At 72.9% G+C, this 19,024-nt stretch carries 17 protein-coding genes and 1 tRNA gene; 12 read left to right on the forward strand and 6 right to left on the reverse strand.

The features are described 5' to 3' along the window. Positions 1-295 precede the first annotated feature (295 nt). Positions 296-371: transfer RNA gene (locus ASC99_RS08335), tRNA-Arg, on the forward strand. 54 nt (positions 372-425) lie between these two features. Here the strand turns inward: ASC99_RS08335 and ASC99_RS08340 are convergent. After that, complete coding sequence (locus ASC99_RS08340) at positions 426-1,025, reverse strand: TetR/AcrR family transcriptional regulator (protein ID WP_057229952.1); 600 nt, start codon at positions 1,023-1,025, stop codon at positions 426-428. A gap of 85 nt (positions 1,026-1,110) precedes the next feature. On the opposite strand from ASC99_RS08340, the gene ASC99_RS08345 reads away from it, so the two are divergent. The 3 genes from ASC99_RS08345 to ASC99_RS08355 are packed head-to-tail and all read left to right on the forward strand — an operon-like array spanning position 1,111 to position 2,947. Continuing rightward, positions 1,111-1,659, forward strand: a complete 549-nt coding sequence (locus ASC99_RS08345; RefSeq protein WP_057229954.1) for a GNAT family N-acetyltransferase — start codon at positions 1,111-1,113, stop codon at positions 1,657-1,659. Between the two features lie 60 nt (positions 1,660-1,719). Continuing rightward, positions 1,720-2,139 carry a RidA family protein gene (locus ASC99_RS08350; protein WP_057229956.1) on the forward strand — a complete coding sequence of 140 codons (420 nt, stop codon included), beginning with the start codon at positions 1,720-1,722 and terminating at the stop codon, positions 2,137-2,139. A gap of 25 nt (positions 2,140-2,164) precedes the next feature. After that, on the forward strand, positions 2,165-2,947 hold the full coding sequence (locus ASC99_RS08355) for an enoyl-CoA hydratase/isomerase family protein (RefSeq protein ID WP_235502688.1): 783 nt from the start codon (positions 2,165-2,167) through the stop codon (positions 2,945-2,947). Here the strand turns inward: ASC99_RS08355 and ASC99_RS08360 are convergent. After that, positions 2,944-4,164, reverse strand: a complete 1,221-nt coding sequence (locus ASC99_RS08360) for an acyl-CoA dehydrogenase family protein (RefSeq protein ID WP_057229957.1) — start codon at positions 4,162-4,164, stop codon at positions 2,944-2,946. The genes ASC99_RS08355 and ASC99_RS08360 overlap by 4 nt on opposite strands. Positions 4,165-4,292: 128 nt before the next feature. Between ASC99_RS08360 and ASC99_RS08365 the strand changes: the two genes are divergently transcribed. Further along, positions 4,293-4,922, forward strand: coding sequence for a TetR family transcriptional regulator (locus tag ASC99_RS08365; protein WP_057229959.1), 630 nt, complete (start codon positions 4,293-4,295; stop codon positions 4,920-4,922). Positions 4,923-5,021: 99 nt separating this feature from the next. Further along, a complete protein-coding gene (locus tag ASC99_RS08370; protein ID WP_057230009.1) occupies positions 5,022-6,527 on the forward strand; it encodes a cellulase family glycosylhydrolase in 1,506 nt (501 codons plus the stop codon). A 53-nt stretch (positions 6,528-6,580) separates the two neighbouring features. Here ASC99_RS08370 and ASC99_RS08375 read toward each other — a convergent pair whose 3' ends face one another. Further along, positions 6,581-8,611 carry a M3 family metallopeptidase gene (locus tag ASC99_RS08375; RefSeq protein ID WP_057229960.1) on the reverse strand — a complete coding sequence of 677 codons (2,031 nt, stop codon included), beginning with the start codon at positions 8,609-8,611 and terminating at the stop codon, positions 6,581-6,583. Between the two features lie 308 nt (positions 8,612-8,919). On the opposite strand from ASC99_RS08375, the gene ASC99_RS08380 reads away from it, so the two are divergent. Further along, positions 8,920-10,602 carry a bifunctional 3'-5' exonuclease/DNA polymerase gene (locus ASC99_RS08380; protein ID WP_057229962.1) on the forward strand — a complete coding sequence of 561 codons (1,683 nt, stop codon included), beginning with the start codon at positions 8,920-8,922 and terminating at the stop codon, positions 10,600-10,602. A gap of 42 nt (positions 10,603-10,644) precedes the next feature. Here the strand turns inward: ASC99_RS08380 and dhaM are convergent, their stop codons facing one another. Continuing rightward, positions 10,645-11,037, reverse strand: coding sequence for a dihydroxyacetone kinase phosphoryl donor subunit DhaM (gene dhaM, locus ASC99_RS08385; RefSeq protein ID WP_057229965.1), 393 nt, complete (start codon positions 11,035-11,037; stop codon positions 10,645-10,647). Between the two features lie 135 nt (positions 11,038-11,172). On the opposite strand from dhaM, the gene dhaK reads away from it, so the two are divergent. Both dhaK and dhaL read left to right on the forward strand, forming a co-directional pair. Next, entirely contained in the window at positions 11,173-12,168 is a 996-nt protein-coding gene (gene dhaK / locus ASC99_RS08390; protein WP_057229967.1) for a dihydroxyacetone kinase subunit DhaK, read from the forward strand. A gap of 12 nt (positions 12,169-12,180) precedes the next feature. Further along, entirely contained in the window at positions 12,181-12,768 is a 588-nt protein-coding gene (dhaL, locus tag ASC99_RS08395; protein WP_057229970.1) for a dihydroxyacetone kinase subunit DhaL, read from the forward strand. Here dhaL and ASC99_RS08400 read toward each other — a convergent pair. Then, a complete protein-coding gene (locus ASC99_RS08400; protein ID WP_057229973.1) occupies positions 12,765-13,952 on the reverse strand; it encodes a PP2C family protein-serine/threonine phosphatase in 1,188 nt (395 codons plus the stop codon). The two genes, dhaL and ASC99_RS08400, sit on opposite strands and share 4 nt — an antisense overlap. A gap of 130 nt (positions 13,953-14,082) precedes the next feature. On the opposite strand from ASC99_RS08400, the gene ASC99_RS08405 reads away from it, so the two are divergent. From ASC99_RS08405 to ASC99_RS08415, 3 genes are all read left to right on the forward strand, one after another. Further along, positions 14,083-15,033 carry a PrsW family intramembrane metalloprotease gene (locus tag ASC99_RS08405; RefSeq protein WP_057229975.1) on the forward strand — a complete coding sequence of 317 codons (951 nt, stop codon included), beginning with the start codon at positions 14,083-14,085 and terminating at the stop codon, positions 15,031-15,033. 240 nt (positions 15,034-15,273) lie between these two features. After that, complete coding sequence (locus ASC99_RS08410; RefSeq protein WP_235502686.1) at positions 15,274-15,492, forward strand: heavy-metal-associated domain-containing protein; 219 nt, start codon at positions 15,274-15,276, stop codon at positions 15,490-15,492. A gap of 68 nt (positions 15,493-15,560) precedes the next feature. Further along, complete coding sequence (locus ASC99_RS08415) at positions 15,561-17,819, forward strand: cation-translocating P-type ATPase (RefSeq protein WP_057229979.1); 2,259 nt, start codon at positions 15,561-15,563, stop codon at positions 17,817-17,819. Positions 17,820-17,967: 148 nt separating this feature from the next. On the opposite strand, the gene ASC99_RS08420 is transcribed toward ASC99_RS08415, so the two are convergent. Further along, positions 17,968-18,687 (reverse strand): SDR family NAD(P)-dependent oxidoreductase, encoded by a 720-nt coding sequence (locus tag ASC99_RS08420; RefSeq protein ID WP_057229981.1) that lies wholly within the window; start codon positions 18,685-18,687, stop codon positions 17,968-17,970. Positions 18,688-19,024: the final 337 nt, after the last annotated feature.

Raw genomic sequence — 19,024 nt, forward strand, 5'->3', positions numbered from 1 at the left:
ACGTCATCCGACCGAAGGAAGCCAAAACCTTCCCCCACCCGTCCCTCCGGCCGACCCATTCTCCGCACCGAATCCATAACAGGTGGGGCGACAGCCCCGTAACGACTGCACAACGTCCGGCGCCAGAAGCCTCCAGGGCGCTGCATGCCCGGCCGCCACCTGCGATTATCGGACCGCTCAACCGGTGCCGACACACCACACGGGGTGCTCGAAGACCCGGCTGAGTATCTGGGCTCCCTTATCCTGTCCCGGACCCCGCAGGCCGACCGAAGCCCACCCGGGCCGATGTCGTCACGCCCCCATAGCTCAGCGGATAGAGCACCCGCCTTCTAAGCGGTAGGTCGCAGGTTCGAATCCTGCTGGGGGCACCAGCACCGACCCGCCCCGGCACCACCACGGCCCCACGGCCTCAGAGCGGCACGGCCTCAGAGCCCGTCCAGATAGCGGTCCAGCAGCTCGACCTGCCGCTCCGGCGGGAACTCGTCCGGAGCGAACAGCGCCTGCACCACCAGCCCCAGCACAAAGCTCTGGGCCCCAGCCGCCACCTCCTCGACGCTCGCCTCCCCCGCCAGCTCGCCCTGCTCCCTGGCCTGCGCGACCAGCCCGGTGAGCCGCTCCCGGGCCCGGCGGTAGCGGGCGGCGTGATCGGCCGCCAGCTCCGGGTCGGTCAGCGCCGCGTCCCAGGAACCGACCCAGATCCGGTTGCCGGCCACCCCGTCCGGCGTCAGCGGCAGGATGTCCAGCAGAACGGCCCGCAGCAGCGCCCGCCCGCCGTCGGCCGACGAGGTCCGCTCGGCCGCCGGGCGCGGCCGCTCCAGGTTGTGCCGGTCGAGCAGGTCCAGTGCGTACGCCAGCAGGGCCCGCTTGTTCGGGAAGTAGTGGGTGAGCAGCCCGGTGCTGGCGTTCAGTTCGGCCGCCACCGCGCGGAGCGTCAGGCCGCCGAAGCCGCGGTCGGCCAGCACCCGCCAGACCGCCGCCGAGACGTCGGACCGGCGGGCGTCATGGTCTCCACGGGCTGGCGTCATGGCGCTAGGGTACCTACCAAACGTTTGTTATGTACGTCCGACCATCCGCACGCAGCCGTCCGACCATCCGCCCGGGGAGGGCCCCATGTACGCCGTACCGCTCACCGACGACGCCGAGCTGCGCCCCCTCCAGCCGTGGCAGGCCGCCGAGTTCCTGGCCCACATGGACCGGGCCAGGGCCAACGTCGACCCGTGGATCCCGTGGGCCACCCGCACCACGGACCTCGAGTCCGCCGGCAAGACGCTGCAGGGCTACGCCGACCGGCAGGCCACCGACACCGGCGAGCTGTTCGGCATCTGGCTGGACGGGACGCTGGTGGGCGGCGTGATGTTCGTGTCCTTCGACGCCAAGGGCGGCAGGTGCGAGATCGGCGCCTGGTGCGAGCCGGCCGGTCAGGGCCGGGGTCTGATCACGGCCGCCGTCCGGCGACTGCTCGACCACGCCTTCACGGTGCGCGGCCTGCACCGGGCCGAGTGGTGGAACAGCACGGTCAACACCCGCAGCCGGGCGGTGGCCCAGAAGCTCGGCATGCACCTGGACGGGACGCTGCGTGAGCACGTCGAGTTCCTGGGCGTCCGGCAGGACTACGAGATCTGGTCGATGCTCGCCTCCGAGTGGCAGAAAACCAAGTGACAGCCGGGACCGGCCGGTTGAGGATGAGCGACTGACGACCCGCCAGCCCCAGGAGCGACCATGGCCGAGCACCGCACCGTCCCCGCCCTGTTCCCGCCGCCGGGCTACGCACACACCGTCGTGGTCGAAGCCGGTGAGCGGCTCGCCTTCCTGGCCGGCGGGGTCCCACTGGACGCCGACGGCAAGCTGGTCGGCCCGGGTGACCTCCCGACCCAGACCCGGCAGGTGCTCGGCAATCTGGAGACCGCGCTGGCCTCGGTCGGCAGCAGCCTGGACCGGGTGGTCGCCAGCACCGTCTATGTGGTGGCCGACCGTCCCGAGCCGCTCTCCGAGGCCTGGGAGGTCGTCAAAGCCTCGGCGCTGAGCGCCGGTCCGCACAGTTCGACCCTGCTCGGCGTCACCACCCTCGGCTACACCGGCCAGTTGGTGGAGATCACAGTCACCGCCGTGGTCCAGGACCGGCCTGCTGTGGAAGGGTGATCGGAAAGACCCCTAGGAGGCGGCCGTGCCCGAGCAGTTCGACACCGGTGTGACCGGCCTGCGGGCCTCGGTCGACGGCGCCGTCGCCACCCTTGAGCTGGACCGTCCGGAGCGCCGGAACGCGGTCACCGGCGCGATCTGGCGGGCGCTGCCCGGCGTACTGGACCGGCTGGCGGCCGCCCCCGGGGTCAGGGTCCTGCTGCTGACCGGCGCGAACGGCACGTTCAGCGCCGGGGCGGACATCAGCGAGCTGACCCGGATCTACGCCGGCCCGGACCCTGATGCGGCCGACGCCTACCACGCCGAGAACGTCGCGGCCGAGGAGGCGCTGGCCGCCTTCCCGCATCCGACCATCGCCGTGGTGCACGGCCACTGCGTGGGCGGCGGCTGCCAGTTGGCGGTGGCCTGCGACCTGCGGTTCGTCGCCGAGGACGCTCTGCTGGGCATCACCCCGGCCAAGCTCGGGGTGGTCTACCCGGCCGTGCCGACCGTCCGGCTGGCCCGGCTGGTCGGCCCGGCCCGGGCCAAGTACCTGCTGTTCTCGGGTGAGTTGGTGGACGCCCGGCGGGCCGAGCTGTTCGGCCTGGCGGACGAGGTGCTGCCCGCCGACCGACTGGACGCCCGCGCACAGGAGTTCGCCGAGCTGCTGGCGCTGCGCTCGCCGCAGACCATCGGCGCCGCCAAGGCCGCGCTGGCCGCGGACGACCCGGCGGCGGCGCTGGCCCCGTGGGAGCGCAAGTCCCGCCACACACCGGACGTCCGCGAGGGGTTGGCGGCCTTCCTGGAGCGCCGCCAGCCGAACTTCTAGCGGATCGGCAGCCCCGAGATGGCCCGGGCGATCACCAGCCGCTGGATCTCGCTGGTGCCCTCGAAGATGGTGTAGATCGCGCTGTCCCGGTGCATCCGCTCCACCGGGTACTCCCGGGTGAAGCCGTTGCCGCCGAGGATCTGCATCGCCTGCGCCGTCACGTACTTGGCCGTCTCACCCGCGTACAGCTTGGACATCGAGCCCTCGGCCGAGGTGAACGGCTGGTTGTTGGCCGCCATCCAGGAGGCCCGCCAGACCAGCAGCCGGGCCGCGTCGATCCGGGTCTTCATGTCGGCAAGCTGGAAGGCCACGCCCTGGTTGTCGATGATCGGGCGGCCGAACTGCACCCGGGTCTTCGCGTAGTCCAGCGCCACCTCGTATGCGGCCCTGGCGATGCCGATCGCCTGCGCGCCGACAGCGGGGCGGGAGGCCTCGAAGGTGGCCATCGCGGCGTTCTTGCCGCCGGCCCGCTTGGTCCCCTCACGGGCCCTGGCCAGCCGCTCGTCCAGCTTCTCCTTGCCGCCGAGCAGGCAGCTGCCGGGGATCCGGACGCCGTCCAGCACCACCTCGGCGGTGTGCGAGGCGCGGATACCGTGCTTCTTGAACTTCTGACCCTGGCTCAGCCCGGCCGTGCCAGGCGGCACCACGAAGGACGCCTGCCCGCGCGCGCCGAGCGCCGGGTCGACGGTGGCCACCACCACGTGGACGGCGGCGATCCCGCCGTTGGTGGCCCAGGTCTTGGTGCCGTTCAGCACCCACTCGTCCTTCGCCTCGTCGTAGACCGCGCGGGTGCGCAGCGCCGAGACGTCCGATCCTGCGTCCGGCTCGGAGGAGCAGAACGCGGCCACCTTGACGTCGTCCGGCGTGCCGAACATCTGCGGCGCCCAGGTGCCGATCTGCTCGTCGGTGCCGTTGGCCAGCACCGCGACGGCGGCCAGCGTGGTGCCGACGATGGCCAGGCCGAGGCCCGCGTCGCCCCAGAACAGCTCCTCCATCGCGATCGGGATGCCGACACCGGAGGGGTCGAAGTACTGCTGGGCGTAGAAGTCCAGCGAGTAGATGCCGATCTTGGCGGCCTCCTGGATGACCGGCCAGGGGGTCTCCTCGCGCTCGTCCCACTCGGCGGCAGCCGGGCGCATCACGTCGGCGGCGAAGCCGTGCAACCAGTCCCGGACGGCGAGCTGGTCCGGGCCTGGGTCGAGGGAGAAGGTGCTCATGCGGAAGCCTCCGGGACGGGAGTGCGGGCGGAAAAAGCCCACGCCATCGGGGTGTTACCCCGGGTAACATGCGGCGAGTCTGCTACTGATTGGTAATCCGTGTCAACGGCCGAGCGAGGAGCCGCACCGTGTCCACAGAGCCCCGCCGCCAGCAGCCGCCGAACGCCGCGGAGCCCCGCCGCGAGCAGCTGCTGAACGCCGCCGACCGGGTCGTCCAGCGCGAGGGCCCCGGCGCGAGCATGAACGCGATCGCCGCCGAGGCGGGTATCACCAAGCCGATCCTGTACCGGCACTTCGGCGACCGGACGGGCCTGATCCGGGCCCTGACGGAGCGTCACACCAGCGGCCTGCTGGCCGCCGTCCGGGCCGCGCTGAACGAGCCGCTGGAGCGCCGCGACCGGGTCGAGCACGTGCTGGACGTCTACCTGGCGGGCATCGAGTCCCGCCCACAGGTGTACCGGCTGCTGACCCACCCGGAGTCCGGCGACCCGGCCGGGGCGGGCCAGGCACTGGCACCCGCACTCCGGCAGATCGCCGAGGAGATCACCAAGGCGGTCCGGGAGCAGGTCGACCTCGGTCCTGACGCGCCGCTGCTGGCCGAGACCTGGGGCCGGTCGATCACCGGCATGGTGCTGGCGGCCGGCGACTGGTGGCTGGACCAGCGGCCCTGCCCCCGGGCCCGGATGGTGCAGGCGCTGGCCGACCTGCTCTGGGGCCGGCTCGCGGCGGCTGCGCCGCTGCCGGGGGCGCCCGCCTAGGATTCGCGCAGAACATGAGTCCTGCTCACCTCTTGTGCGCGGCCCCGGGGTGCGGCAGGATCGGCGCACCCCACCCCCATGCCCCTCCGCGAGGTGCCCGTGCGTGTCCGTCGTACCGCCGCCGCCCTGTCCCTGGCCACCGCCACCGTGCTGTCCGGCGCCGCGCTGCCGGTCGAGGCCACCGCGCACCAGGCTTCCGACCACCAGGGCGACCGCCACCAGCGGGCCGACTTCCCGACCGGCACGGTGACCACCGCCGACGGCCGGACCCACCTGACCGACTCCGCCGGGCGGGTGCTCCAGCTGCGCGGCTTCAATGTCGACAAGTACGCCGAGGCGACCGAGGCCGACCTGCGGTCCGCCGCCGAGCACGGCTTCACCCTGGTCCGGGTGGCGATCTCCTGGAACCGGCTGGAGCCGACCCGGGGCCGACTGGACCGGACCGAGCTGGACCGGCTGCACCGGGTGCTCAACTGGGCGGAGAAGTACGGCCTGTTGGCCCTGGTCGACTTCCACCAGGACGTCTACGGGCCGAAGTTCGGCGGCGGCGACCGGGGCATCCCGGTCTGGGCCACCCGGGACGACGGCCTGCCGTTCGAGGAGGACCCCGACGACTGGTTCGCCGGGTACTTCCAGCCCGCCGTACAGGCCGCCTTCACCCACCTCTACGACGACCCGGACCTGCGCCGCTGGCAGGCCGACTTCTACACCCGGCTGGCCCGCGAACTCAGGGACCACCGCTCGCTGTTGGGCTACGACCTGTTCAACGAGCCGTCAGGCCCGATCCCCGGCGACCCGACCGACCCGGCCGTGCTGGTCGCCGCCTCGGCCGAGCTGGAGCAGGGCCGGCTGGCCGAGATGTACCGCCGCCTGATCAAGGCCGTCCGGCAGGCCGACAGCCGCTCCTGGCTGTTCGTCGAACCGACCGTGCTGGTCGGCCAGGGCGTCCCGACCCGGCTCCCGTCGTTCGGTGACCCGCGCTCCGGCGCCGACCGGCTCGGCTACGCCCCGCACTTCTACGACACCGCCGTCGAGGCGGGCCGGGACTGGGATCCGTCCGGCGGCTTCGTGGAGAACTACCTCGCCGCGATCACCGCCTACCCGCAGACCGACCACCTGCCGGTGCTGGTCGGCGAGTGGGGCCCGCCCAACTCCCGTACGCCTGGCAACGCCGAGCTGGTGAAGCGTCAGGTCTCCGCGATGAACGGCTTCGCCTCGGGCTGGGCCATGTGGTACTGGTGCAAGGGCGGCGGCGGCTACTGCGCGCTCGGCCCGGACGGTCGCCCGGCGCCCGGCAACGAACCGGTCTTCGGCCCGTACGCCCGGGCCCTGGCGGGCACCCCCGGCACCGAGAGCTACCAGGACGGCACGTACACCCTGACCTTCGTCACCGGCGGCCGCACCGCCGGCGGCAGCGGCGGCTGGACCGAGATCAGCCTGCCCGGCACCGCCTACCCGAACGGCGCCGAGGTCACCGTCAGCGGCGCCCGGGCCTCGGTGCTGGACGTCGACCAGCCCCGGGGCGACCGGGCCGGGGTGGCCCGGGTCCTGCTGCCGCTGGCCCGCCCCGGCACCACCGTGACGGTACGGATCAGCGCCCGCTGAACCCGGGCCGCGCAGTTAGACCGACCGGCAATTGGCCGGTCGGTCTGAGACCCTCAGCCGTTCAAGCCGCGCCGGGTCAGCAGCGGAGTGATCTCCGGGTCCCGGCCGACCACGGCGCGGAAGCAGTCCAGCGCGTCCACACTGCCGCCCCGGGAGAGCAGTTCGGCCCGGAAGGTCTCGCCGCTCTCCCGGACGCCCCGGCCGTTGGTCTCGAACCAGCGCACCGTGTCGGCGTCCAGCACCTCGGACCAGATGTACGCGTAGTACCCGGCGCTGTAGTCGTTGGAGAACACGTGGTTGAAGTAGGTGCTCCGGTAGCGCGGCGGCACCAGCGGGTCGGCCAGCCCGGCCTTGGCCAGCGCGGCCGCCTCGAACTCCTGGGCGTCCTCGATCACTTCACCCACCGGCACGGTGTGCCAGGCCCAGTCCAGCAGCGCCGCGGCCAGGTACTCCACGGTCCGGAAGCCCTGCCCGAACCGCTCGGCCGCAGCCATCCGCTCGACCAGCTCGGCGGGCAGCGGCTCACCGGTCAGGTGGTGCCTGGCGTAGTTGGCCAGCACCTCGGGCCTGGTCATCCACATCTCGTTCACCTGGGACGGGAACTCGACGAAGTCGCGCGGCACCTCGGTGCCGGAGAAGAGCGGGTAGCGCACCGCCGAGAACAGCCCGTGCAGGGCGTGGCCGAACTCGTGGAACAGCGTCCGGACCTCGTCCCAGGTGAGCAGCGCGGGCTCCCCCGCCGCCGGGTGGGCGATGTTGAGGTTGTTCACCACCACCGGGCGCTTTCCCAACAGCTCGGACTGCTGGACCAGTTCGTTCATCCAGGCCCCGCCGCTCTTCGACTCCCGGGCGTGGAAGTCGCCGACGAACAGACCCAGCGAGGAACCGTCCGCCTCGAACACCTCGAAGACCCGGGCATCCGCGTGATACCCCGTCAGGTCGGCCCGCTCGGTGAAGGTCAGCCCGTAGGCCAGCCCGGCGGCGAAGAACACCCCGTCGTGCAGCACCCGCTCCAGCTCGAAGTACGGGCGCAGCTCGGCCGCGTCGAGGCGGTACTCGGTCTGCCGGACCCGCTCCGAGTAGTACAGCCAGTCGTGCGCGGCGAAGTCCTCGACCCCGTCGGCCTGTTCGGCCAGACCGGCGAGCCGGTCGGCCTCCCGGGCGGCGTTCGCCACGGCCGGCGGGATCAGCCGCGCGAACAGCTCCTCCACCGCCTCGACCGTCCCGGCCGTCTCGTCGGCCACCACGTACGCGGCGTGGCTCGGGAAGCCGAGCAGCTCGGCCCGCTCCGCCCGCAGCCCGGCCAGCTCGATCGCCAGCGGCCCGTTGCTCTCCACCGCCCGGTCCACCGAGGCGGCCAGCAGCCTGGCCCGCAGCTCCCGGTCGGTGAGCGCGGCCAGTTCGGACTGGTTGGTGAAGTTCTTCAGGCTCAGCACGTACGAGCCGTCCTGGCCCAGCGCCCGGCCGTTCGCGGCAGCCGCCGCCACCGCGTCGGCCGACAGGCCGTCCAGCTGCTCCGCCCGCTCCACCACCACGGCCCGGGCCCGGGTGTCGGTGAACACGTTCTGCCGGAACGCCGCCTGGGCCGAGGCCAGCCGGCCGTTGATCTCCCGCAGCCGCAGCTGCCCCTCGGCCGGCAGCCGGACCCCGGCCCGGACGAACCGCGTGTGGTGCCGCTCCAGCAGCCGCAGGCTCTCGGCGTCCAGGCCGAGTTCGGCCCGCACCTGGTGCAGCGTCTCGAACCGGGCGAACAGCGCCGGGTCGAGCAGGACGGTGTCCAGGTGCGCGGCCAGCCGGGGGCTCAGCTCGGCGTCCAACGCCTGCAGGCTCGGGGTGGTGTCGGAGGAACTCTGGTTCTCGAAGACCAGGCGGACCCGGCGCAGCAACGCACCCGAACGTTCCAGCGCCACCACGGTGTTGTCGAAGCTCGGCGGCTCCGGGTCCGCGGTGATGGCGGCGATCTCGGCGAGCTGGTCGGCCATGCCTCGGTCGAAGGCGGGCAGGTAGTGCTCTTCCCGGATGGCGGTGAAGGGCGGGAGTTCGAACACCAGGGTGCTGGGCGCGAAGAAAGGGTTGTCGCTCATGGATCAGACCCTAGAACCGAGACCTCCCTTCGGGAAGACGGGGGCTGCGCTCCAGCATCTACGGTCCGGGGGCTCGGGGCTCTGCTGACTTGCGGCTCCGCCGCGGGGCGAGGAGATCTGGCGTTCGGGTCACTGCGAAAGTGCCTGACCATTTCTGCACGGATCACCTGTTTCGAGGTCGGCGTCGCAGTTCCCCGAGCCCCTGATGGCTGATGCCCGGAGCACGGGTGCCTGGGCGCCTCCGGGGAAGTGTCGGTACCGCCCGGTACGGTCGGGGCGAACCTGTGTCCGATGTGTGAGGAGGCCCCGTGGCGCCACGGATCGCCGTTGTGCCCGCTCCGCACGGGCCCGGCGGGCGGCTGCAACCGCTCGGCGAGGACGGGGTGCCGCTCGGACCGCCCGAGCAGGTGGCCGACCTGGCCGCCGCGATGATGCAGCGGGAGGCGGCCGGCCAACCCCGCTGGGTCTGGGCGGCGGCCGACAGTGCGTACGCGCCGCTGCTGCCGCTGCGGGTGGCCCGCTGCCACGACCTGCGGCTGGTGGAGGCGCTGCTGCTCGGGCACGAGGGGGCCTGGGGCGAGCCCCGTTCGCTCGGCGCCGCGTGGGCGCGGCTGCGTGGCCTGCCGGTGCCCGCCGACCTGCCGGAGACCGGCGGTGGTGAGGACCAGGACAGCCTGTTCGCGCCGGACCGGCTGCAACTGCCGCCCGGCACCGACCAGCTGGCGGCGGTGGTGGCGGTGCACGCCGAGCAGCTGCGCCGGATCGCGCTGGTCGAGCAGCCGGGGCTGTTCCGGCTGCTGGTGGCCGCCGAGTCGGCCGGTGCGCTGCTGGCCTCCGAGATCACGTACGACGGCCTGCCGTGGCGGGCCGATCGGCACGACCGGCTGCTGACCGACCTGCTCGGCCCCCGTCCGCACATCCCCGGCACCCAGCCCAAGCTGCTCGCCGAGCTGTCCGTCGAGCTGCAACAGGCGCTCGGCGCCCGCCCGTTCAACCCCGACTCGCACGCCCAGGTGCTGAAGGCGTTCGCCGACCAGGGCATCCGGCTGAGCTCCACCCGGGTCTGGGAGCTGCGCGAGATCGACCATCCGGCGGCCCGGCTGATGATCCGTTACAAGGAGATGTCCCGGATCCACGCCGCGCACGGCTGGGCCTGGCAGGACGCCTGGGCGCGCGGGGGCAGGTTCCGCCCCGAGTACGTGGTCGGCGGGGTGGTCTCAGGACGGTGGGCCAGCCGGGGCGGCGGGGCGCTGCAGATCCCGCGCATCCTGCGCGGCGCCGTGGTGGCCGACCCGGGCTGGGCATTGGTGGTGGCGGACGCGGCCCAGCTGGAGCCCCGGGTGCTGGCCGCGCTCTCCGGCGACGCCGGGCTGGCCCGGTCGGCGGCCGAGGGTGACCTGTACGCCGCGCTGGCCGCCCAGGCGTTCCAGGGCGACCGGGACAAGGCCAAGCTCGGACTGCTCGGCGCGATGTACGGCCAGACCAGTGGGGACATCGGCCCGCTGCTGGCCACCCTGCGCCGCCAGTACCCGACCGCGATGGGCTACGTCGAGGCGGCGGCCCGCACCGGCGAGGAGGGCGGCATCGTCCGCTCCCGGCTGGGCCGGACCTGCCCGCCGCCGTCCGCCGACTGGCTGGATCTGACGGAGGCTCCGGAGACCGCCGGGGAGGCGGGCGGCCGTTCGGCCCGGGCCCGCGGCCGGTTCACCCGCAACTTCRTGATCCAGGCCAGCGGGGCGGACTGGGCGCTCGCCCTGCTGGCCTCGCTGCGCCGCCGGCTGACGGCCCTGAGCAGCGGTGCGGACCGGCCGCACCTGGTCTTCTTCCAGCACGACGAGGTGATGGTGCACACCCCGATCGACCTGGCCGACCAGGTGGTCGAGGCGGTCACCGCCGCCGGCGAGGAGGCCAGGCGGCTGGTGTTCGGCGACACCCCGGTGCGGTTCCCGCTCAGCACCGCCGTGGTGGACTGCTACGCGGACGCCAAGTGAGCCGGCGCCAAGTGGGCCGGCGCCAGGCGAGCTGACGGCGGCTCAGAACTTCCGGTAGCCCCGGGCGTCCTCCGCCGCCGCCACCACCTCGGCCAGCGCCGCCCCGGTCGAGGCGGTGACCACGGCCGCCACCGCACCCTCCACGAACGGCGCGTCCACCAGCCTGGCCTGCTCCGCCGGGTGGTCCTCCAGCGCCGCCAGCGTGGTCAGCACCGAGCTGCCCAGATCCGCCAGCACCACCACCCCACCCCCGGCGTCCGCCGCCGCGACGGCCGACACGATCAGGTCGTAACTGGTGCCGAGCGAGCCGTCCTCGGTGCCCGCCGCGAGCAGCACCGGGACGTCCCCGGAGCCGAGTTCGGCGAGGAGTTGACGGAGCCCGGCCGCCAGGCCGGGGCTGTGCGAGACCAGAACGATGCCCACGTACGCGCCCATGCCCCGACCATACCCAGCCTCATCGTCCGTCCACTCCCGACCAGTTCGATCCTGGCGTGTCGTACCGCAGGCCGGTCGGCACCGGTTGACGTAACGTCGGCCGCAGGATCCGTCGCCGTCGGAGGAGAGCCGGTCTTGAAGAAGCTGATCAACGCCCCGGAGACGGTGCTCGCCGACGCACTGGCCGGATTCGCGGCCGCCCACCCCGAGTTGACCGTGGACCAGGAGAACCGGGTGATCACCCGGTCCGGCCGCCCGGCCACCCCGAAGGTCGCGCTGATCTCCGGCGGCGGCTCCGGGCACGAGCCGCTGCACGGCGGCTTCGTCGGCCCCGGCATGCTCGATGCGGCCTGCCCAGGCGAGGTGTTCACCTCCCCGGTGCCCGACCAGCTGCTGGCCGCCGCACAGGCGGTGCACAGCGGCGCGGGCGTGGTGTTCGTGGTGAAGAACTACACGGGCGACGTGATGAACTTCGAACTCGCCGCCGAGCTGGCCGCCGACGAGGGCATCGAGGTCCGCACCGTCCTGGTGAACGACGACGTCGCGGTGGAGGACTCCACCTGGACGGCCGGCCGCCGGGGCACCGGCGCCACCGTCCTGGTCGAGAAGATCGCCGGTGCACTGGCCGAACGCGGCGCCGATCTCGACCGGGTGGCCGCCCTCGGTGACCGGGTCAACGCCGCCTCCCGCTCCTTCGCGATCGCGCTCACCGCCGCCACCGTCCCGGCCGCCGGGAAGCCGGGCTTCGACCTGCCGGAGAACGAGATCGAGGTGGGCGTCGGCATCCACGGCGAACCGGGCCGCCGCCGCGAGCCGCTGCGCCCGGCCGCCGAGCTGGCCGCCGAGGTGGTCGACACCATCCTGGCCGACCACCACCTCAGCGCCGGGGACGAGGTGATCGCCCTGCTCAACGGGCTCGGCGGCACCCCGCTGATCGAGCTGTACGTGCTGTACGGCGCGGTCGCCGACCGGCTGGCCGGGCAGGGGATCCGGATCGCCCGCAACCTGGTCGGCAACTATGTCACCAGCCTCGACATGGCCGGTTTCTCGCTGACCCTCACCAAGGCCGACCCCGAGCTGCTCGAACTCTGGGACGCCCCGGTGGCCACCCCCGCCCTGCGCTGGTCCTGAGAGGACGCCGCCATGGACACCACCCTCGCGCACACCTGGCTGCGGGCCGTCGCGGCCGCCGTCGAACAGCGGCAGCAGGAGCTGACCGAGCTGGACGCGGCGATCGGCGACGGCGACCACGGCTCGAACCTGCACCGCGGCTTCACCGCAGTGCTGCCCGCGATCGAGGGCCTGGGCTCGGCCGGCGAGGTGCTGACCAAGGCGGGCAGCACCCTGATCTCCAAGGTCGGCGGCGCCTCCGGGCCGCTGTACGGGAAGGCGTTCCGGGCGATGGGCAGCGCCCTCACCGAGGGCGGCGACTTCGGCTCGGCGCTGGCCGCCGGGCTGGCCGCGATCGAGAAGTTGGGCGGCGCCGCGCCGGGCGACAAGACCATCGTGGACGCCTGGGCCCCCGCGCTGGCCGCCTTCGAACGGACCGGTTCGTACGCCGACGCGGCAGCCGCCGCCGAACAGGGCGCACTGGACACCGTCCCGCTCCAGGCCCGCAAGGGCCGGGCCTCCTACCTCGGCCCGCGCAGCATCGGCCACCAGGACCCGGGCGCCACCTCGACCGCGCTGATCCTCCGCGCGCTGGCCGACTCCGCCCCAGGGCCTGTCTAACCGGTGGGCCGTTCGACGTCGGTGCGGCTGATCAGGAGTAACAGCGCGTCGTCCCCCAGCTCGCCGCCGGCGTGCTCCAGCAGGTCGGCGTACAGCCGCCCGACCGCCACCTCCAGCTCGGCCGCCGACCGGGCGGCCTCCCGGACCAGCGGACCGACCCGCTCGGCCAGCGGGTAGAACTCGCCGCTGCGGTGGTGCCTGGCCTCGATCACCCCGTCGGTGCAGAGCACCAGCACGTCCTCCGGGCCGAACGCCGCCTCCATGGTCTGCGGCTCCCCGGTCGCCAGCCGCCCGAGGCCGAGCGGCACCCAGGGGTCGCTGGCCTCCAGCATCGTCACCGTCCCGTCCCTGGCCACCATGATCGGCGGGACGTGCCCGAAGTGCAGCAGTTCCACCGCCCCCGGGCGGTACACCTCGGCGAACAGCGCGGTGGTGAACTCACCGTCCGGCACGTGCCGCTCCACACTGGCCTCGACCCGGGCCGCCACCGAGAGCAGCCCGCTCTCGTCGTACGCCGCCTCCCGGAACGCGCCGAGCACCACGGCCGCGGTCTGCACCGCGCCGAGCCCCTTGCCCCGGACGTCGCCGACCAGCAGTCGGGTGCCGTGCGGGGTCTCCAGCACCGAGTACAGGTCGCCGCCGATCCGGGCGGCGTCGGCCGCCGAGGCGTACCGGACGGCCAGCCGGAGCGGTCCGACCGCCGGGCCCGGTGGTCGGAGCAGGGCGCGCTGGGCGGCCTCCGCCACCGAGGAGACGGCGGCGAAGGCCGCGGCTCTGCGCATCCTGATCCGGGCCACCCAGGCGCTGAACACCGACAGCACGACATAGCTGACCACCGCGCCGAACAGGAACTGACCGTTGTTCAGGTCGGTCACCTGGTCGTAGTGGCCCAGCCCGATCAGCGCGCCGAAGCCGAGCAGGCAGACCACCAGCAGCTCCAGCGGCCGCAGGGTGAGTGCCGCCAGCGAGGGCACCACCACCATCAGCGGGGCCAGGTAGCTCTCCCGCCCGGTCGCCAGGTCCACGGCGACCACCAGGACCAGGGCCAGCAGGGCCGGGGTGGCCCGGCGGCGCCAGGACAGGTCCTGCAGGTCGGCGGCGAGCAGCGCCCGCTCCCGCCGAGCGGGCGAGAGCCCCGCGGCCTTGGGCGCCGTGGGCGACTGAGCTCGGGTGAACCGGGACACATACCGAACATAGCGGAGGAATCGGTCTTCGCGCCCGCGCGTCATTCGGGGCAATACGGCCCGAATTACCCCTTTTGTCATACCGTGCGGGGAACGTGACGCCCACTCATCGAGGGAAGGTCCCCCGCCGATGTCCGGATACGGCAGCCAAACGCCATCGCCTACCCCTCCACCCAGCCCGCAGTGGTCCGCGCCGGCCGCCACGCCACCGGCCCAGACGTCACGCCACTGGCTCAGGCTCTTCCTGATCGGGCTGGCACTCTGGGTGGCGACCGTGATCGTCACCTTCTTCACCGACAACAGCAACCTGGTGCCGACCATCGTGCTGCTCGGCAGCTTCCTGGTGCCCGGCACCTTCGTGGTCTGGGCGTACGAGCGCTACGCGGCCGACGTGGGTGCCGAGCGGATCGCGGCCTGCTTCGGCATCGGCGGCATCATCGGTGTGCTCGGCGCCTCGGTGCTGGAGACCTACCTGCTCTCCCCCTCGATCTGGATGTACGTCGGCGTCGGCCTGATCGAGGAGGCCGTGAAGCTGGCTGCCCTGGTCATGGTCGCCCGTCGCATCCCGGCGGCCGGACTCCGGCACGGCCTGGTGCTCGGTGCCACCGTCGGCGCGGGTTTCGCCGCCTTCGAGAGCGCCGGCTACGCCTTCAACGCGGTGCTGAGCATCCACGGCCTCTCGCTCAAGGACCTGGTGGAGACCGAGATCCTGCGCGGCGTACTGGCCCCGGTCGGCCACATCCTGTGGACCGCGATCATGGGCGGGGTGCTGTTCCGCGAGCGGCGCGGCATGCAGTTCCGGTTCAACGCCCCGGTGATCCTCACCTACCTCGGCGTCTCGCTGCTGCACGCGCTCTGGGACAGCACCAGCGGCATCGCGGTCTGGCTGGTGGCCAGAACCACCGCGAGCGACTTCCAGCGGGCCATCTTCGAGCTCGGCTACATGCCCGACCCGACCACCGAGCAGGTCCACCTGTACACCCTGTACGACACCCTCGGGCTGATCGTGGTCTCGCTCGGCGGCCTGGTCTGGCTCCGGACGCTGATCAGCCAGGACCGGGCGGCGGCACCGGCCGCCTGACCGAGCGGCGCAGCAGGACGGGCGGTTCCCGGAATCCCGGGGCCGCCCGTCTTCGCGTTCCGGCCCACCGACGTGACACGCCCCGGCCGGCGCAGCCCGACTCTACGTCGCCGGACGGTTACTCTCTGCTGGCAATCGTGCAGATCGCCACCCCTCCCCCTGGCGCAGGGAATACCCCCAGGGGGTATGGTGTTGTCAGAGTCAGCCCCAGCACGGGGCAACGAACCTCCGGAGGCCCCGATGTCGAGCACCGTCACCTACTCCGTCAGCGGTATGAGCTGCGGCCACTGCGAGAAGTCGGTCAGTGCCGAGGTGGCCGAGCTGCCCGGCGTGACCGAGGTGGCCGCCGACGCCAAGGCCGGCACCGTGACCATCTCCTCCCAGGCCCCGCTGGACGACGACCAGCTCCGCGCCGCCGTCGACGAGGCCGGCTACGAGCTGGTCGGCCGCTCAGCCTGAGCACCCCTCGTACGGGGCCGCCCCGGCGTGCGCGGCCCCGTACGCTCTCATTGAGGAGCCATCAGCCCATGAGCACCACCACCCCAGGCATAGAGCCCGGCGCCCTCCGCGACCGGGTGGAACTCGCCATCGGCGGGATGACCTGCGCCTCCTGCGCGGCGCGGATCGAGAAGAAGCTCAACCGGATGGACGGCGTCGAAGCCACCGTCAACTACGCCACCGAGAAGGCGCAGGTCGACTTCGCGCCCGAGGTCAGCGTGGCCGACCTGATCGCCACCGTGGAGCGCACCGGCTACACCGCCGAGCTGCCCGCCCCGCCCGCGACCGCCGACACCCCGGCCGAGCAGCAGCCCGACCCTCTGCGGGAACGGCTGCTGATCAGCGCCGCGCTCTCGGTCCCCGTGGTGCTGCTCTCGATGATCCCGGCGCTGCAGTTCGACAACTGGCAGTGGCTCACCTTCGCGCTCACCGGACCGGTCGTGGTCTACGGCGGCTGGCCCTTCCACCGCGCCGCCTGGACCAACCTCAGGCACGGCGCGGCCACCATGGACACCCTGGTCTCGCTCGGCACCCTGGCCGCCTTCGGCTGGTCCGTCTGGGCGCTCTTCTTCGGGCACGCCGGGATGACCGGGATGCGGCACGCCTTCACCCTGGGAGTCGGCACCGGTGACGCCTCGTCAACCCTCTACCTGGAGACCGCCGCCGCCGTCACCACGCTGATCCTGCTCGGCCGCTGGCTGGAGGCCCGCTCCAAGCGCCGCGCGGGCGCCGCCCTGCACGCCCTGCTCGACCTCGGCGCCAAGGACGTCGCCGTCCTCCAGGGCGGCCGCGAGGTACGGCTGCCGGTCGATCGCCTCACCGTCGGCATGCGCTTCGTGGTCCGGCCCGGCGAGAAGATCGCCACCGACGGCACCGTGGTCGAGGGCGCCTCCGCCGTGGACGCCTCGATGCTCACCGGCGAGGCCGTCCCGGTCGAGGTGACCGTCGGCGACGCCGTCACCGGCGCCACCGTGAACGCCGGCGGCCGCCTGGTGGTCGAGGCCACCCGGGTCGGCGCCGACACCCAGCTCGCCCGGATGGCCAAGCTGGTCGAGGAGGCGCAGAACGGCAAGGCCGCCGCCCAACGGCTGGCCGACCGGATCTCCGCCGTCTTCGTGCCCGTGGTCATCCTGATCGCGCTCGGCACCCTGGTCGGCTGGCTGCTCGTCAGCAACAGCCCCACCGAGGCGTTCACCGCCGCCGTCGCGGTCCTGATCATCGCCTGCCCCTGCGCCCTCGGCCTGGCCACCCCGACCGCCCTGATGGTCGGCACCGGCCGCGGCGCCCAGCTCGGCATCCTGATCAAGGGCCCGGAGGTGCTGGAGACCACCCGCAGGGTCGACACCATCGTGCTCGACAAAACCGGCACCGTCACCACCGGACGGATGTCACTGACCGCCGTACACACCGCCGACGGGGTCTCGGAGACCGAGGTGCTCCGACTGGCCGGCGCCCTGGAGCACGCCTCCGAGCACCCGATCGCGGCCGCCATCGCCACCGCCGCCCTCGACCGGCTCGGCCGGCTCCCGTCGGTCGAGGACTTCGCGAACGTGCCAGGACGAGGTGTCCAGGGCGTGGTCGACGGCCATGCGGTGATCGCCGGACGCGAGCTGCTGCTCGCCGACTGGGCCCAGCACCTGCCGCCCGCCCTCGCTGCCGCCAAGGCCACCGCCGAGGCCACCGGAGCGACCGCCGTCTCGGTCGGCTGGGACGGCGCCGCCCGGGCCGTCCTGGTGGTCGCCGACACCGTCAAGCCCACCTCGGCCGCCGCCGTCGCCGAGCTCCGGGCGCTCGGCCTGCGGCCGGTGCTGCTCACCGGTGACAACCGCAGCGCCGCCGAGGCGGTCGCCGCCGAGGTCGGCATCGACGCCGCCGACGTGATCGCCGAGGTGCTGCCGGAGGACAAGGTCGCCACCGTCCGCCGCCTCCAGGCCGAGGGCCGCTCGGTCGCCATGGTCGGCGACGGGGTCAACGACGCCGCCGCCCTGGCCCAGGCCGACCTCGGACTCGCCATGGGCACCGGCACCGACGCCGCCATCGAGGCGAGCGACCTGACCCTGGTCCGCGGCGACCTGCGCTCCGCAGCCGACGCGATCCGACTCTCCCGCCGCACCCTCGCCACCATCAAGGGCAACCTGTTCTGGGCCTTCGCCTACAACGTCGCCGCCATCCCGCTCGCCGCGGCCGGCCTGCTCAACCCGGTGGTCGCGGGGGCCACGATGGCCTTCTCCTCGGTCTTCGTGGTCACCAACAGCCTCCGCCTCCGGCGCTTCAACTCCGCCGGTTAGGTGGCACATGTCAGGGGCTCGGGGAACTGCGATGCCGACCTATGGAGCGTTGCACCTGTGTGGATGGTCAGGCACTTTCGCAGTGACCCGAACGCCAAATCTCCTCGCAGTTCCCCGAGCCCCTGGTGGCTGATGCCCGGAGGGCCTCCTACCGACCGAGGAGTTCGCCACCGTTGCAGTGCAGGATCTCGCCGGTGATGAAGCCGGCCTCCGCGGAGGCCAGGAAGTAGACCGCCGCCGCCACCTCGCCCGGCTCGCCGATCCGGCCGAGCAGGGTGCGGGCGGCGCGCCGCGAGACCTCGGCCTCGTCCAGCCGGGGCCCGAAGAACTCGGTGCCCGAGACGGTGCCCGGGGCCACGATGTTGGCGGTGATGCCGGAGGCGCCGAGCTGGGCGGCCAGGAAGTGGTTCCAGGCGTGCAGCGAGGCCTTGGCGGCCCCGTACGAGCCCGCTCCGCGCAGGGCCGCGATCGAACTGACCGTCACCACCCGCCCGCTGCCCTGGGTGAGCCGGTCCCGGATCGACTCGGTGAGCAGCACCACGGTCAGCACGTTGCGCTCGAAGTCCCCGCGCCAGCGGGCCAGCACGGCGTGCGGCCCGGCCCCGATCACGGTCTCCCGGCTGCCGGCGTTGTTGACCAGGACGTCGATCTCGGCGGGCAGCGCGCTCAGGGCGTCCTCGACCGCGTCGGGGTCGGCCAGGTCGCAGACCAGTGGGGTGACGTTCGGGCCGAGGTCGGTTGCGGCTCTCTCCAGGACCGCCCGACGACGGCCGACGATCACCACCCGCTCGCCCGCCTCGGCGAAGCGGCGTGCCACCTCGTACCCGATGCCGGTGCCACCACCGGTGACTACGACGTTCCTGGCCATCTGCGCACTCCCTCCCTGGCTTGCCGCCGCGACTGAGGGCGCGCGGGCGGTCCGTACCGGAATGAGACGATTCCTATCACGCTGGGTTGCGGCGGCTGCGGGGAGGGTGACGTAGCCCAGCTGGGATCGTGTGGTATGTGGTCGGAACCAGCCGTATACGGAGCGTGGAGAGAGCCAACTCACACCCCCGGAACGTAACTTTGCGCCCCCGAATACGTCTTACCTTTGTAGTACGACGGTCCATGACCGCCGTGAACGGGGCTCCGGCGGGCCCCGGTAGGACTGCCGAGTCTCTCGGTGGTCTCGCGCACGACGCCGGGGAGCGGCAGCCGCCAGG

It is taken from the genome of Kitasatospora sp. Root107 (assembly GCF_001424875.1).
GTDB lineage: Bacteria > Actinomycetota > Actinomycetes > Streptomycetales > Streptomycetaceae > Kitasatospora.